The organism is Streptomyces sp. NBC_00354, assembly GCF_036106915.1.
GTDB lineage: Bacteria > Actinomycetota > Actinomycetes > Streptomycetales > Streptomycetaceae > Streptomyces.
In genome coordinates this window covers 5,052,595-5,066,400 of the sequence record NZ_CP107983.1, presented here as the reverse complement: position 1 = coordinate 5,066,400, position 13,806 = coordinate 5,052,595, and the positions used below count along the sequence as shown (strand labels likewise).

The following is a 13,806-nucleotide window of genomic DNA, read 5'->3' as shown; positions in this document are numbered from 1 at the left end:
GCAGCCAGGCGGTCGGGCAGTCAGGCAAGGGGCTCCAGGCTGTGCTCTTCCAAGAACTCGATCCGGTTGCCGACGGGGTCCTCCGAGTAGAAGCGGCGGTACCCCGGCAGGTTGTCGTCCCAGACGACCTCGGCGCCGCGCTGCGCCAGTCTGTCCGCGTACGCCTCGATCCCGGTCACCCGCAGCCCCGGGTGCGCCTTGCGGGCGGGCCGGAAGTCCTCCTCGACGCCCAGGTGCAGCTGCACCGGCCCGGCCGCGAACCAGCAGCCGCCGCGGGCGGCGAGGACGGGCGGTTTGGCCACCTCGGTCATGCCGAGGACGTGCGTGTAGTAAGCGCGGAGCCGGTCCTCCGAGCCGGGCGGCGCGGCGAGTTGGACGTGATCGACTGCGGTCAGCACGGTCAGAGCTCCTTGCGGGCGACGGCGAAGATGCGGCGGAACGGGAAGACCGTGCCGCGCGGGCCGGGCGGGTAGGCCTCGCGCAGCAGGTCACGGTACTCGGCGAGGAAGGCGTCCACGGCGCCCCGGTCCTCCCCGAGGGCGGTCAGGACGGGCCGCAGGGCGGTTCCCTTGACCCAGTCGAGCACCGGGTCCGGGCCGGCCAGCAGCTGGTGGTACGTCGTCTCCCAGGTGTCGACGGCGCAGCCCAGCTCGGTGAACCGGGCCAGGTACTCGGCGGGTTCGAGGAGGTGGATGTAGCGGGCGCCGTGTCCGGAGAGCCGGCCCCGCCAGCGCGGGGTGTCGCAGAGCTCGGCGAGCAGGGCGTGGCTGGGGGCGGAGAAGTTGCCGGGGATCTGGAAAGCGAAGGTGCCGCCGGGGCGCAGCCCGTTGATCCAGGCGGCGAAGGAGCCGGGGTGGCTCGGGACCCACTGGAGGGCGGCGTTGGAGACGATCAGGTCGTACGGCTCCTCGGGGAGCCAGCTCGCGAGGTCTCCGTGGTGGAAGTCGAGGCTGCCGCCGCCGGTGGTCTTGCCCGCGTACTCGCCGGTGGCGCGCCGGAGCATTTCGGGGGAGAGGTCGAAGCCGGTGATGTGGGCCTCGGGCCAGCGTTCGGCGAGCAGCGCGGTGACGTTGCCGGGGCCGCAGCCGAGGTCGGCGATCCGGGCGGGGCGGGTGGGGAGTTCGGGTATCCGGTTCAGGAGGTCGAGGAAGGGACGGGTTCGGTGTCCGGCGTGCCGGAGGTATTGCTGGGGGTCCCAGGTGGGCGCGGCGTGGGTGGTGGCTGTGGGGATCCTTGCCGGCGCGATATCGGAATGCATGTTCGAGCCTCCCTACTGGCGGGGCGGGCGGAAGCGGAAGCTGTTCCGGCCCCCTCCATGCCCATCGTCGCCCAAAATATATCTTGATGTCAAGATTCCCGATATCAAGATATCTATGGCCGAGATCCTCGATTTGAAGAGACTTCACGTCGACAGACCCCTTACACTGATCGGCATGGAGGACGAGGTCGACCGATTGGTTGCGGCATGGCGGCGGGAGCGCCCTGACCTCGACGTGGAGCCGCTCGAAGTACTGAGCCGCGTCAGCAGGCTCGCCCGTCACCTCGACCGCGCCCGCAGGCTGGCCTTCTCCGAGCACGGCCTGGAGCCATGGGAGTTCGACGTCCTGACGTCGCTGCGCCGGGCCGGCGCGCCCTACCAGCTCTCCCCCGGCCAGCTGCTGACGCAGACGCTGGTCACCTCCGGCACCATGACCAATCGCATCGACCGGCTCGCGAAGAAGGGCCTCGTCGAGCGGCTGCCCGACCCCAACGACCGGCGGGGGGTACTGGTCCGCCTCACGCCGGAGGGCCGCGACCGCGCCGACCAGGCCCTGGCCGGCCTGCTGGCCCAGGAGCGGGCGATCCTCGCCCAGCTCTCCCAGGCCCAGCGCGGCGACCTCGCGGCGCTGCTACGCCAGTTGACCGCTCCGTTCGACAACATCCCCGGCTAGGTCGGCCGGCCGCACCCCGGCCCGCCGGGCCAGTGCCACCGCCGCGAGCGTGGAGTGCACCCCGAGCTTGCCCAGCACGTTCTGCATGTGCGTGCGGACGGTGTGCGGGGACAGGAACAGCCGCGCCGCCACGTCCTTGCGGCCCAGCCCCGCCACCATGCAGCGCAGTACCTCGTGCTCCCGCGGCGTGAGGGACTCGACGAGCCGCTCGCTGTCCGTACGGTGCTTGCGCGCAGCGGTCAGTTCGCGGAGTACTCCGGTGAGCAGCGCGGGCGGGAGGTGGGTCTCCTCGCGCAGGACCCCGCGGATGACGGCCAGCAGCCGCGAGAGCGAGCAGTCCTTCGCCACCCAGCCGGAAGCCCCTGCCTGCAGGGCGAGTGCGGCCCGGCGCGGGTCGTCGCGTTCGGCGAGCACGACGGTACGGACCCCGGGGTGGGACACCCGCACCCCGGCGACCAGCGCGATCCCGTCCGCGCCGGGCGGTGGCCCGGAGCCCGGGCCGCGCTGGGCGGGCACGGCCCCGGCGGCGGCGCCGAGATCGGCGTCGACCAGCAGGACGTCGAAGCGGCGGCCCTCGGCCACCGCCCGTTCGAGGCAGCGCAGCGCGGCGGGGCCGCTGCCGGCCGCGGACACGTCCACGTCGGGCTCGGCCGCGAGCGCGGCTGCGAGCGATTCGGCGAAGATGCGGTGATCGTCGACCACGAGAACCCGGATGCGAACCACAAAACCCCCAAGGGTCGGGGAACGGACGACTGCGGGTACGGCGCCCGGACCGGGTGATCCGCAGCTGCCGCGGCCGCCGCCGAGACATCTCTGCACTACCCCGGACCGGACGCCGTACCCGGCGTGTCTCGACCCCTGAATCAACACCGGCCCCCACCGGTGTCACGCTTCAGCGTAGAACGGGTCGCGGCTCACGGTTGGCCGAATAGCAGAAGTTTTCCGAGCGATTTTCCGGCTGGGCTGTGACGAACGCGGTGCGGGGTGGCTTGAATTGGACGGTACGGAAGGTCTGGAAGGCGGTTTCCGACCGGCGCGTGCCACGGGCAGTTGCACGGAGGGCATTTCACCCGGCGTGTGCACGCCGGGCGCCCGCGCACCGCGCCCGCCCACGGCGCTGAGCCGCTCGCACGCGCTCCCTTCGCACTCCGCCGCACGCGCCGCGCCCCCCGCACCGTCGGGTGCGGGGGGCGCGGTGAGCGGGTGCGGCAAGGAGTCAGGAACGGTGCTTGCGCGTGAAGTTCCAGGCGTCCGTGATGATGCCGGTGAGGTCCGAGCGGGCCGGGGTCCAGCCGAGCTTCTCGTGAGCGGCGCGCGCGGAGGCGACGAGCACCGCCGGGTCGCCGGCCCGGCGCGGGGCGACGACCTCGGGGATCTCCGCGCCCGTGACCTTGCGGACCGTCTCGACGACCTCACGGACCGAGAAGCCGTTGCCGTTGCCGAGGTTGCAGATGAGGTGCTCGCCCTCGGTGGCGGCCTCGAGGGCGGCCAGGTGGGCCTCCGCCAGGTCGGCCACGTGGATGTAGTCGCGGACGCAGGTCCCGTCCGGGGTCGGGTAGTCCTCGCCGAACACCGAGATCGACTCGCGCTCGCCCAGGGCGACCTGGAGCACCAGCGGGATCAGGTGGGTCTCGGGGTCGTGGCGCTCGCCGAACTCCCCGTACGCGCCCGCCACGTTGAAGTAGCGCAGCGAGACCGCCGCGACGCCGTGCGCCGCGCACTCCCCCGCGATCATGTGGTCGACGGCCAGCTTCGAGGCGCCGTACGGGTTGGTGGGCTTGGTGACCGATTCCTCGGTGAGCAGGCCCTCGGTGGGCTCGCCGTAGGTGGCGGCGGTGGAGGAGAACACCAGCTTGCGCACCCCGGCCCCGCGCATCGCGGCGAGCAGGGCGAGCGTGCCGCCGACGTTGTTCTCCCAGTACTTGCCCGGATTGACGACGGACTCGCCGACCTGCGAGGACGCCGCGAAGTGCAGCACCGCGTCGTAGGAAGCGTCCAGGTAGCGGTCGGCGTCCTGGATCCGGCCCTCGATGAAGGCCGCGCCCGCCGGGACGCCCTCGCGGAAGCCGGTGGAGAGGTCGTCGAGGACCGTGACCTCGTGCCCGGCCTCCAGAAGGTGCGCCGCGACGACGCTGCCGACGTATCCGGCGCCGCCGGTGACCATGTACTTAGATGACGCCGTCTTGCTCACTCGCCTACTGCCTCTCGCAGGGGGATGCACGCGGGGTGCGTGCACATGCCGGTCACTGGCTTACCGGATTACGGGCCTCCGGGGAAATCGGCGGCCACCGGCACCGGCCCCGCCCGGTCCAGCAGACCGGTCCGGGCGGCCAGCGCTGCCGCCTCCAGCCGGGAGCCGACGCCCAGTTTCATCAGCACCCGCTGGACGTGCGTACGGGCGGTGCTCGGTGCGATCTCCATGCCGGCGGCGATGAGCCGGGTGTCCTCGCCCTCGGCGACCCGGACCAGCACCTCCACCTCGCGCGGGGTCAGCAGCCGCAGCAGCCGGCTGCCCTCGTCGTCGGGCTGGGCGGCGGGGTTGAGCAGCTCCGCGAAGGCCCCCTGGAGCAGCTGCGGGGAGATCGCGACCTCCCCGGCCCGTGCCTTGGCCAGCGCCCGCTCCACGCCTTCGATCCGCTCGTCGTGGCGTACGTACCCCGAGGCGCCCGCGGCGAAGGCGGCCGCGATCCCGCGCGGGCTCGGCACCGGGCCGAGGACGACGACGGCGATCTGCGGCCGCTCCCGCTTGATGCGGACGACCGGCTCGAACACCCCGGGCTCGGCGGGCGTGGCGGTGCCCAGCAAGCAGACCTCCGGCGCCCGGCTGATGACCAGTTCGGCGGCGCCCGCGGCCGGAGCGGCCGCGGCCAGCACCCGGTGCCCGCGCAGCTTGAGAGCCGAGGCCAGCGCCTCGGCCAGCAGCCGGTGCTCGTCGAGCACCATGACCCGTACGCCCATCGCGCACCCACCCCCGACCCTTCTGCCCCGGCAAGCTACACGCTTGTTCGACGGTGCGCGGCGGTTACCGCGCAGAAGCCCCCGGAAGGCGGACCTTCCGGGGGCTCGAGCCGTCTGCGGGGACCGGCCGGGATCGGCCGGGGATCAGCTGGCGCTGAAGGAGACGAACAGGTACTCGGGGTCGCCCTTGTCGGAGTACGGCTTCCTGGCCGTGGTCCGGGAGATGAAGAGCTTGCCGTTGTGGTAGCGGTATTCGGAGTAGTCGGGCGAGAAACCGGTCTCGGCGGTCCGGCTGGCCTTCTCGGCCGGGTTCTCCATGAGGACGGTCTCCTTCATCGTCGTACCGTCGATGCTGACGATCTGGCCGCCCTTGTCGTACGGGGGCTCCTTGTACGCGATGACGTTCGACCCGTCCATGCGGAGCGGGAACATGGTGTACCGCTCGCCCGCGTCGGCGCGGTCGGTGGTCTGCTTGCCGGTCTCCAGGTCGAAGGAGAGCAGCTCGTTGGTACGGCCGGCCGACGCCTGGCCCTGGTGCTCGATCGAGGGCAGGTAGAGCTTGCCGTTGCCGACCACGAATCCGGAGCACTTCTCGATCTCGGTGCCGCCGCACTTGCCGCCGAAGTTGCCGGAGGCGAGCGAGATGCGCGCCTTCAGCTCGCCCTTGGGGTCGACGACGAAGAGGTCGCTGACGCCGGTGGCGTTCTTGGCGGTCTTGCCGACGTCGGCGGCGACGATGAGGGGCTTCGTGGAGACGATGGACGCCCACTCGATGCCCGGGGAGAGCTTGTACGAGGCCGTCTGCGCGCCGGTGGCCGGATCCAGGGTCTGGGCGTACAGGGTGATGGCGTCACCGCGGCCGCACTTGCGGATCACGCCGAGGGCCTCGCCGCCGGCGTAGCCGCTGTCGTAGCAGCCCTCGCCGTCGACCTTGGGCGTCCACAGGGACTTGCCGTCGGCGAGGTTCCAGGCGGCGCCGCCGCTGGTGCCGCCCGCGGCGACGGTCTGGCCGCTGAGCGTGACCTCGTAGTAGGAGGCCGGCTTGTCACCGGTGGTGGCGCCCTTGGCGTTGGCGGACCAGAGGAGTTTGCCGGCGTTCAGGTCGATGACGCCGACCTCGGTGCACGCCGGGTACTTGGCCTCGGGCGTGGACTGCGCCGGCCGGAAGAGGACGGCCGTCTTGTTGTCGCTGACGTGCTTGGTCGCTCCGCAGATCTCGCCCGGGAACGGGATCTCCCACTTCTTGGCGCCGTCGACGGTGTTGTAGCCGACGACCTTCGACACGTCGGACTTGACGTAGGTGGAGTCGGTGAGCCAGGAGCCGGCGACGCTGACGACGTCTTCCGGGGTCGGGCTCGGCTGGTTGAACAGCGGCTTCGACTTGACGTTGGCGGGCACCTTCTCCGAACCGGGGGTGCCGGCCGCGGGCTTGCCGCTGGGGCTGCCGTCCGCGGTGGGCTGCTTGTCGTCGCCGCCGCCGTCGCCGGAGACGTACCAGAAGCCGCCCGCGATGATCAGGACGATGGCCAGCAGGGCCGCGCCGACGATCATCAGCTGGGTGCGCTTGTCGTTTCCGCCGCGCGGGCCGCCCGGGCCCGTGGGCTGGGCGGCCTGCATCGGGGCCGTGGGCGCGCCGAACTGGGGCGGGGCGCCGGCACCGGGGGCCGGCTGCTGCTGCGGGTAGCCGTATCCCTGCTGCGGCTGCGGATAGCCGTACGCCGGCTGCCCCTGCGGGGGCACGGCCGGCGCGGCCGGCACGGTCGGCGGTACGGGCGGCTGCTGCGGGGCCGCCGGCGGTACGGGCGGCACCGGCGGCGCGCCGAAGCCTCCGGTCGGCGGGACCTGCGGCGCGCCGAACCCCTGGGGCGGGGGATCCTGCGGCGCTCCGAAGCCGCCGGCGGGCGGCTGGTTGGGGGGCGGCGGGGTACTCATCGCTTGCTACTGCCTCTCGGTGGGCGGCTCGGTGGACTCGTTCACTTGCCGAAGACCATCAGGAGCTTCTCGTCCGTGCCCTTGGCGAGAAGGCGGGTTTGGGAGATGAAGAGCCGGCCGTCCACGTAGTCGATCTTCGACATGTAGAAGCCGTTCTCGATGGGAGCGGAGGGTCCCGACGGGTTGCGCAGCAGCGCGGTGGGCGTGCCGCCGGCGGCCGGGATCGAGACGACCTCGCCGCCCTGGTCGGAGGTGGCCTTGCGGTAGGCGAGCAGCTGGCCGTTCGCGGCCCCGATCGGGGTGATGGTGCGGCCGTCGCCGGCGGGGGTGCGCCACTTGACCTTGCCGGTGCCCAGGTCGAAGGCGACGATCTCGTTGGCCTTGCCGGACTCCGCGACGGTCGGCATGTAGAGGGTGTTCGCGTCCACGGCGGTGGTGGAGCAGACCGCGACGGAGACGAAGAGGCCGTTGTCGCACTCGGTGGCGAACCCACCCTCGCCGTTGACGGTGGCACGCTGCTTCCCGTCGGGTCCGAGGACCACGATGGCGCGTTCCTTCTTGTCCTGGTTGCCGATGTCGAGGACGACGGGGTCCAGCGAGTAGACGGCGGCGACCTTGTACTTCGCGGGCAGCTTGAAGGTCCAGCTCTTCTTGCCCGTGACGGGGTCGGCGCCCGACACCTCGTTGGAGAGCTCCTCGTCGTAACAGGCGGAGAGGGCGATCATCTTGCCGTTGTCCACGGTGTACGAGCCGGGCTTGCAGCCCTCGGCGGTGGCGCTGCCGAAGAGCTTGTCGCCGGTGCTGACCTTGAAGGCGCTGGCGGTGCCGCTGCGGCTGACGGCGACGGTGTCGCCGGTGATGCCCAGGCTGGGGAAGGTCATGATGTCGAAGAGGCCCTCCGAGGGGACCTCCTTCGTCCAGCCTTCCTTGCCCGCCTTGAGGTCGACCTGCTTCATCTGGTTGCAGGTGGCGTTGTCTCCGTCGCCGTCCTTGAACATGACGACGGTCTTGCTCTCGGCGGTGGTCTGCCGGGTGACGGAGCAGATGGGATTGGGGAACGCGAGCGTCCACTTCTCCTTGCCGTCGGTGACCCCGTAGGCGGTGAGGTTCTTCCAGACGCTCTTGACGACGGTGTCGCCGACGATCCACTGGCCGGCGGACTCCACACCCATGCCGGGGCCGTCGATCTTGGCGGTCCTGAGCCAGAGGGCCTTGTCCTCGCCCTGCTTGCGGCCGGCGTTGAGGTCCTCGCCCGCCTTGGACCCGTTGCCGCTGCCGTCGCCCTTGTCCACCTCGCCGGAGGGCTTGGCGTCGGCCGGGGCGGAGCTCTGCGCGACGGGCTTCTTCGGGTCCCCGTCGCTGCCGCCGGCGAAGGCGAAGTAGCCGCCGGCGGCGAGGACGAGTACGCCGGCGACGGCTGCGGCGATGAGCACGGCCGTCTTCTTCTTGGGCGGCATGCCCCCGGCCTGCTGCATCGCGGCGGTCGGCGCGCCGGGCGGCGGCGGGAGGTAGCCCTGCTGCGGCATCGGCGGCGCGGGCTGCGCCGGGTGCATCGGCTGCGTCGGGGGCTGCTGGGCGTACGGGTTCTCGCCCTGCTGCGGGTAGCCTCCCCCAGCTACCGCTGGGTGGTGCCCCCATCCGGGCTGCGGCGGGCCGGGCAGGTGACCGTAACCGGAAGGTGTGGGCGGCTGGTTCGGCGGCTTGGGCGGCTCGGTCATCAGCGCATACCTTCGGCGTCGGGTGGCGTAGGGGGATCACCTTTCTATCACTGACAGCGCTCGTACAACGGGCCGGTCCAGCCCCTGTTCCCAAGGGAGGACCGGCCCGTGACAACGCCGTTATCAGGCCAGTTGACGCCGACGGGTGTCGGGATCTAGGCCTCCTCGGCCAGCTCGAGCCAGCGCATCTCCAACTCGTCCCGGTCCGAGATGAGTTCGCGCAGCTCCGCGTCGAGCTTCGCGACCTTGTCGAAATCGGTGGCGTTCTCGGCGATCTGGGCGTGCAGATTCGTCTCGCGGTCCGCCATCTTGTTGAGCTGGCGCTCGATCTTCGCGAGCTCCTTCTTCGCCGCGCGCGAGTCGCCCGAGGCGCTCGACTTGGCGGCGGCGGCCGGGGCGGGCGCCGGGGCGGCCGCCTCGATCATCTTCTGCCGGCGCTCCAGGTACTCGTCGAGGCCGCGCGGCAGCATCCGCAGGCTGGCGTCGCCCAGCAGCGCCATCACCGTGTCGGTGGTGCGCTCGATGAAGAACCGGTCGTGGGAGATCACGATCATCGAGCCCGGCCAGCCGTCGAGGAGGTCCTCGAGCTGGGTGAGGGTCTCGATGTCGAGGTCGTTGGTGGGCTCGTCGAGGAAGAGCACGTTGGGCTCGTCCATCAGCAGCCGCAGGATCTGCAGTCGGCGCCGCTCACCGCCGGAGAGGTCTCCGACGGGCGTCCACTGCTTCTCCTTGGTGAAACCGAACTGCTCGCACAGCTGACCGGCAGTCATCTCGCGGCCCTTGCCGAGGTCCACGCGGTCGCGTACGCGCTGCACCGCCTCCAGGACCCGCAAGGACGGGTCGAGTTCACCGACCTCCTGGGAGAGGTACGCCAGCTTCACCGTCTTGCCGACGGTGACGCTGCCGGCGGCCGGCTGTACGTCGCCCTGGGTACGGGCCGCCTCGGCGAGCGCGCGCAGCAGGGAGGTCTTGCCGGCGCCGTTGACGCCGACGAGGCCGACGCGGTCGCCGGGGCCGAGGTGCCAGGTGAGGCCCTTGAGCAGGGTCTTCGGCCCGGCCTGGACGGTGACGTTCTCCAGGTCGAAGACGGTCTTGCCGAGGCGGGCGTTGGCGAACTTCATCAGCTCGGACTTGTCGCGCGGCGGCGGCACGTCCGCGATGAGCTCGTTCGCGGCCTCGATGCGGTAGCGCGGCTTGGAGGTCCGGGCGGGGGCGCCGCGGCGCAGCCAGGCCAGCTCCTTGCGCATCAGGTTCTGCCGCTTGGACTCCTCCGTGGCGGCGATGCGGTCGCGCTCGGCGCGGGCGAAGACGTAGTCGCTGTAGCCGCCCTCGTACTCGAACACGGAGCCGCGCTGCACGTCCCACATGCGGGTGCAGACCTGGTCGAGGAACCAGCGGTCGTGGGTGACGCAGACGAGCGCGGAGCGTCGTTCCTGGAGGTGCTTGGCCAGCCAGGAGATGCCCTCGACGTCGAGGTGGTTGGTGGGCTCGTCGAGGACGAGCAGGTCCTGGTCGGCGATGAGCAGCTTGGCGAGCGCGATGCGGCGGCGCTCACCGCCGGAGAGCGGGCCGATGACGGTGTCGAGGCCCTGGCCGAAGCCGGGGAGGTCGAGGCCGCCGAAGAGTCCGGTCAGCACGTCGCGGATCTTGGCGTTGCCGGCCCACTCGTGGTCGGCCATGTCCCGGATGATCTCGTGGCGGATGGTCGCCGCGGGGTCGAGGGAGTCGTGCTGGGTGAGCACGCCCATGCGCAGGCCGCCGCTCTGGGTGACCCGGCCGGTGTCGGGCTCCTCGAGCTTGGCGAGCATGCGGATGAGGGTGGTCTTGCCGTCGCCGTTGCGGCCCACGACACCGATCCGGTCCCCCTCGGACACGCCGAGGGAGATGCCGTCGAGCAGGGCACGGGTTCCGTACACCTTGCCGACTGCCTCGACATTGACCAGATTGACGGCCATCAGGAGCGCTCCAGGTGGGGGTCCCCCCGGACGGGTCCCGGGGGAGGGTGTGGATCAGCCCCCCAGCCTAACCCTCCGGGCCGCTCCGGAACGTTCCACCAGGAGCCAGCCGCCCAGTGCCATGGCGATCGCGGCGGGCGCCGTGACCGGAAGGGCGATCAAGGTGGCGCTGTGGCCTTCGAGGAGGCCGCCGAGCCCGGTCGTGGACAGGCCGAGGATGCCGAACAGGCACAGGGTGGTGCCGAGGGCGGCCAGCGGCCCGCTGCCCGGCTCGGCAGCGGTGCGCGCCGGGGCTTCGAACCTGCGGAAGAGGGCGACGAGTACGGCGGTCAGCCCGGCGGCGGCGAGCAGCCGCAGCGGCACCTGGGCCCACCAGGCGGCGGAGGCGGGTGCGGGGAGCGCGACGCCGAGCGCGAGCTGGGCCGCGTACACGGCGAGCATGGCGGTGAGGTGCCAGAGGAAGGCGGTCATGGCGATGCCGTTGGCGGCGACGACCGTGCGCCAGACCCGGGGGCGGGCGAGCCAGGCGGTGGCCGGGGCCGCGAGCAGCTGCACGGCGCCGACGAGCCACATCCCGTGCGCCAGCAGGGCGAGGGTGGGCGGGGCCATGTTGGAGACCTTCTCGCCGGGCATCCCGACCATGGACAGCGGGTACGGGCCGTACGCGACGAGCAGCACCGCGCCGGTGAGCCCGGCGGCGGCGAGCAGGCCGGGGCGGGTGATCCGGCCGTCGGCGCGCAGGAAGCCGAGCTGGTGGACGGCGAGCCAGACGAAGGCGAAGTTCAGGAACTCGACGTACGGGACGCCGAGCGCGAAGCGGAGCACGTCGACGGCGGCCGCGGACCCGGCGAGGAGGGCGAACGCCCCCCAGCCCCAGCGCTGGTGGAGCGTCAGCAGGGCCGGGGTGAAGGCGACCATGGCGAGGTAGATCCCGATGAACCACAGCGGCTGGGTGACCAGCCGCAGGGCGGCCCCGGTCAGCCGCCCGTCCCCGCCGCCGGCGAGCTGCACGGCCAGCGCCCCGGCGGTCCAGACGAGGACGAACACGAGGGTGGGGCGCAGCAGCCGCTGGAGCCGGGCCCGCAGGAAGGCGGCGTAGACGGGCCGCCCTTCGGCCTTCCTGGCGAGGGACCGGTACGACAGGGCGTGCGAGAACCCCCCGACGAAGAAGAACACCGGCATGATCTGCAGGCCCCAGGTGAGCACCTGGAGCGCGGGGACGAGGGCGAGCAGGTTCCCTATGCCGTCGCTGCTGACGGCGGCCATCAGCCAGTGCCCGAAGAGCACGGTCCCGAGCGAGGCGACCCGCAGCAGGTCGACGTACCGGTCGCGGTCGGCGGGGGTGGCGTCGGCCATGGCCCGTGCGGTGGTGGCTGTCATGGAGCTACGGTCGCCGCCGCGGGCCGTCTCCCGACAGGGCGCGGGTACTCAACTCCTGTATGAGTACCCGGCGCGGCACGGCAGCCGGCCCTGCGGGGTCAGGACGGCAGGACCGTGGCTCCGGGGGCCGGGCTGGACGCCACGCGCGTGGCCCGGCACGTGCCGGACGCGGACAGGCCCGCCGCCACCTTCTCGGCGGACTCGGCGTCCCGGCACAGGAAGGCCGTCGTGGGCCCCGAGCCCGAGACGAGCGCGGCGAGCGCACCACCGTCGGTGCCCGCCGCCAGTGTCCCGGCCAGCTGCGGGCGCAGCGAGAGCGCCGCGGGCTGGAGGTCGTTGGCCAGTGTGGCCGCCAGCGCGTCCGCGTCGCCCGAGGCGAGGGCCGCCAGGAGCGCCGGGGAGGCATCGGGCTCCGGGATCTCCGTACCCTCCGCGAGGCGGTCGAACTCCCGGAACACCGCCGGGGTGGACAGGCCGCCGTCGGCGACCGCGAACACCCAGTGGAAGGTGCCCGCCTCTACCGGGGTCAGCAGCTCACCGCGGCCGGTGCCGAGCGCGGCTCCGCCGACCAGGCTGAAGGGGACGTCGCTGCCGAGCTCCGCGCAGATGTCGAGGAGCTGCGCGTGCGGGGTGTTCAGACCCCACAGGGTGTCGCAGGCCAGCAGGGCCGCCGCGCCGTCCGCGCTGCCGCCCGCCATGCCTCCCGCGACCGGGATGTTCTTCGCGATGTGGAGGTGGACGGCGGGTTCGATCCCGGCCCGGGCCGCGAGGATCTCGGCGGCGCGCGCCGCCAGGTTCGTCCGGTCCAGCGGGACCTGGTCGGCGTCGGGTCCGGTGCAGGTGACGGTCAGGACATCGGCCGGGGTGACCGTCACCTCGTCGTACAGCGACACGGCGAGGAAGACGTTGGCCAGGTCGTGGAAGCCGTCCGGCCGCGCCGCGCCCACCGCCAGCTGGACGTTGACCTTCGCGGGGACCCGTACGGTCACTCTCGTGGTCGCGGTCACAGCGCGGGCCTCTCCTGCGCGGGCTTGTGCTCGGCGATCGCCGCGAACTCCTCCACCGTCAGCGACTCGCCGCGTGCCTGCGGGGAGATCCCGGCGGCGACCAGCGCCGCCTCGGCGCCCGCAGCCGAGCCGGCCCAGCCGGCCAGCGCGGCACGCAGCGTCTTGCGGCGCTGTGCGAAGGCCGCGTCCACGACGGCGAAGACCTCCGCCTTCGTGGCGGTCGTCTTGATCGGCTCGGCCCGCCGCACCAGCGACACCAGGCCCGAGTCCACGTTCGGCGCCGGCCAGAAGACCTTGCGGCCGATGGACCCGGCGCGCTTGACGTGCGCGTACCAGTTCGCCTTGACGGAGGGCACCCCGTACACCTTGTTGCCCGGCTCGGCGGCCAGCCGGTCGGCGACCTCCGCCTGGACCATCACCAGCGTGCGCTCGATGGTCGGGAAGCGGTCCAGCATGGTCAGCAGCACCGGCACGGCCACGTTGTACGGCAGGTTCGCGACGAGCGCGGTCGGCGCCGGACCCGGCAGTTCCGTCACGAGCATCGCGTCGGAGTGCACGAGCGCGAAGCGGTCCTTGCGCTGCGGCATCCGCGCCTCGATGGTGGCGGGCAGCGCCGCGGCCAGGACGTCGTCGATCTCGACGGCGGTGACCCGGTCGGCGGCCTCCAGCAGCGCGAGCGTCAGCGATCCCAGCCCCGGCCCGACCTCGACGACCACGTCGTCGGGCCGCACCTCGGCGGTGCGCACGATCCGGCGCACCGTGTTGGCGTCGATGACGAAGTTCTGCCCCTTCTGCTTCGTCGGCCGTACGCCGAGTACGGCGGCCAGTTCCCGGATCTCTGCCGGTCCGAGAAGGGCGTCGGGGGGCGTGCTGGTCGAAGGCTCGGGCTGCTGCTCTGCGGTGCTCACCGGTAAAGCGTCTCAGA

General features: G+C 72.2%; 12 protein-coding genes. 1 reads left to right on the top strand and 11 read right to left on the bottom strand.

Annotation, left to right across the window (positions count from 1 at the left end):
- Positions 1 to 20 precede the first annotated feature (20 nt).
- Positions 21 to 398: a VOC family protein gene (locus tag OHT74_RS23235; RefSeq protein ID WP_266666345.1), complete on the bottom strand. Its 378-nt coding sequence runs from the start codon at positions 396 to 398 to the stop codon at positions 21 to 23.
- Between the two features lie 2 nt (positions 399 to 400).
- Complete coding sequence (locus OHT74_RS23230) at positions 401 to 1,258, bottom strand: trans-aconitate 2-methyltransferase (RefSeq protein ID WP_328621275.1); 858 nt, start codon at positions 1,256 to 1,258, stop codon at positions 401 to 403.
- Between the two features lie 175 nt (positions 1,259 to 1,433).
- On the opposite strand from OHT74_RS23230, the gene OHT74_RS23225 reads away from it, so the two are divergent.
- Positions 1,434 to 1,931 (top strand): MarR family winged helix-turn-helix transcriptional regulator, encoded by a 498-nt coding sequence (locus OHT74_RS23225; RefSeq protein WP_030297045.1) that lies wholly within the window; start codon positions 1,434 to 1,436, stop codon positions 1,929 to 1,931.
- Here OHT74_RS23225 and OHT74_RS23220 read toward each other — a convergent pair.
- From OHT74_RS23220 to rsmA, 9 genes are all read right to left on the bottom strand, one after another.
- The gene (locus tag OHT74_RS23220; protein WP_266666340.1) at positions 1,890 to 2,654 is read right to left on the bottom strand and encodes a LuxR C-terminal-related transcriptional regulator; all 765 of its coding nucleotides are present in this window, start codon (positions 2,652 to 2,654) and stop codon (positions 1,890 to 1,892) included. The genes OHT74_RS23225 and OHT74_RS23220 overlap by 42 nt on opposite strands.
- 493 nt (positions 2,655 to 3,147) lie before the next feature.
- Positions 3,148 to 4,095: a UDP-glucose 4-epimerase GalE gene (gene galE, locus OHT74_RS23215; protein WP_328621274.1), complete on the bottom strand. Its 948-nt coding sequence runs from the start codon at positions 4,093 to 4,095 to the stop codon at positions 3,148 to 3,150.
- A 95-nt stretch (positions 4,096 to 4,190) separates the two neighbouring features.
- Positions 4,191 to 4,889, bottom strand: coding sequence for a response regulator transcription factor (locus OHT74_RS23210; RefSeq protein WP_266666338.1), 699 nt, complete (start codon positions 4,887 to 4,889; stop codon positions 4,191 to 4,193).
- Between the two features lie 144 nt (positions 4,890 to 5,033).
- Positions 5,034 to 6,821 (bottom strand): outer membrane protein assembly factor BamB family protein, encoded by a 1,788-nt coding sequence (locus OHT74_RS23205; protein ID WP_328621273.1) that lies wholly within the window; start codon positions 6,819 to 6,821, stop codon positions 5,034 to 5,036.
- A 41-nt stretch (positions 6,822 to 6,862) separates the two neighbouring features.
- Positions 6,863 to 8,539 (bottom strand): outer membrane protein assembly factor BamB family protein, encoded by a 1,677-nt coding sequence (locus OHT74_RS23200; protein ID WP_328621272.1) that lies wholly within the window; start codon positions 8,537 to 8,539, stop codon positions 6,863 to 6,865.
- 155 nt (positions 8,540 to 8,694) lie between these two features.
- Positions 8,695 to 10,494, bottom strand: a complete 1,800-nt coding sequence (locus OHT74_RS23195; protein ID WP_266666332.1) for an ABC-F family ATP-binding cassette domain-containing protein — start codon at positions 10,492 to 10,494, stop codon at positions 8,695 to 8,697.
- A 54-nt stretch (positions 10,495 to 10,548) separates the two neighbouring features.
- Positions 10,549 to 11,874: an acyltransferase family protein gene (locus OHT74_RS23190; protein WP_328621271.1), complete on the bottom strand. Its 1,326-nt coding sequence runs from the start codon at positions 11,872 to 11,874 to the stop codon at positions 10,549 to 10,551.
- A 98-nt stretch (positions 11,875 to 11,972) separates the two neighbouring features.
- Positions 11,973 to 12,881 (bottom strand): 4-(cytidine 5'-diphospho)-2-C-methyl-D-erythritol kinase, encoded by a 909-nt coding sequence (locus OHT74_RS23185; protein WP_328621270.1) that lies wholly within the window; start codon positions 12,879 to 12,881, stop codon positions 11,973 to 11,975.
- Positions 12,878 to 13,789, bottom strand: a complete 912-nt coding sequence (rsmA, locus tag OHT74_RS23180) for a 16S rRNA (adenine(1518)-N(6)/adenine(1519)-N(6))-dimethyltransferase RsmA (protein WP_266666327.1) — start codon at positions 13,787 to 13,789, stop codon at positions 12,878 to 12,880. Before rsmA ends, OHT74_RS23185 begins: the two co-directional genes overlap by 4 nt.
- Between the last annotated feature and the right edge of the window lie 17 nt (positions 13,790 to 13,806).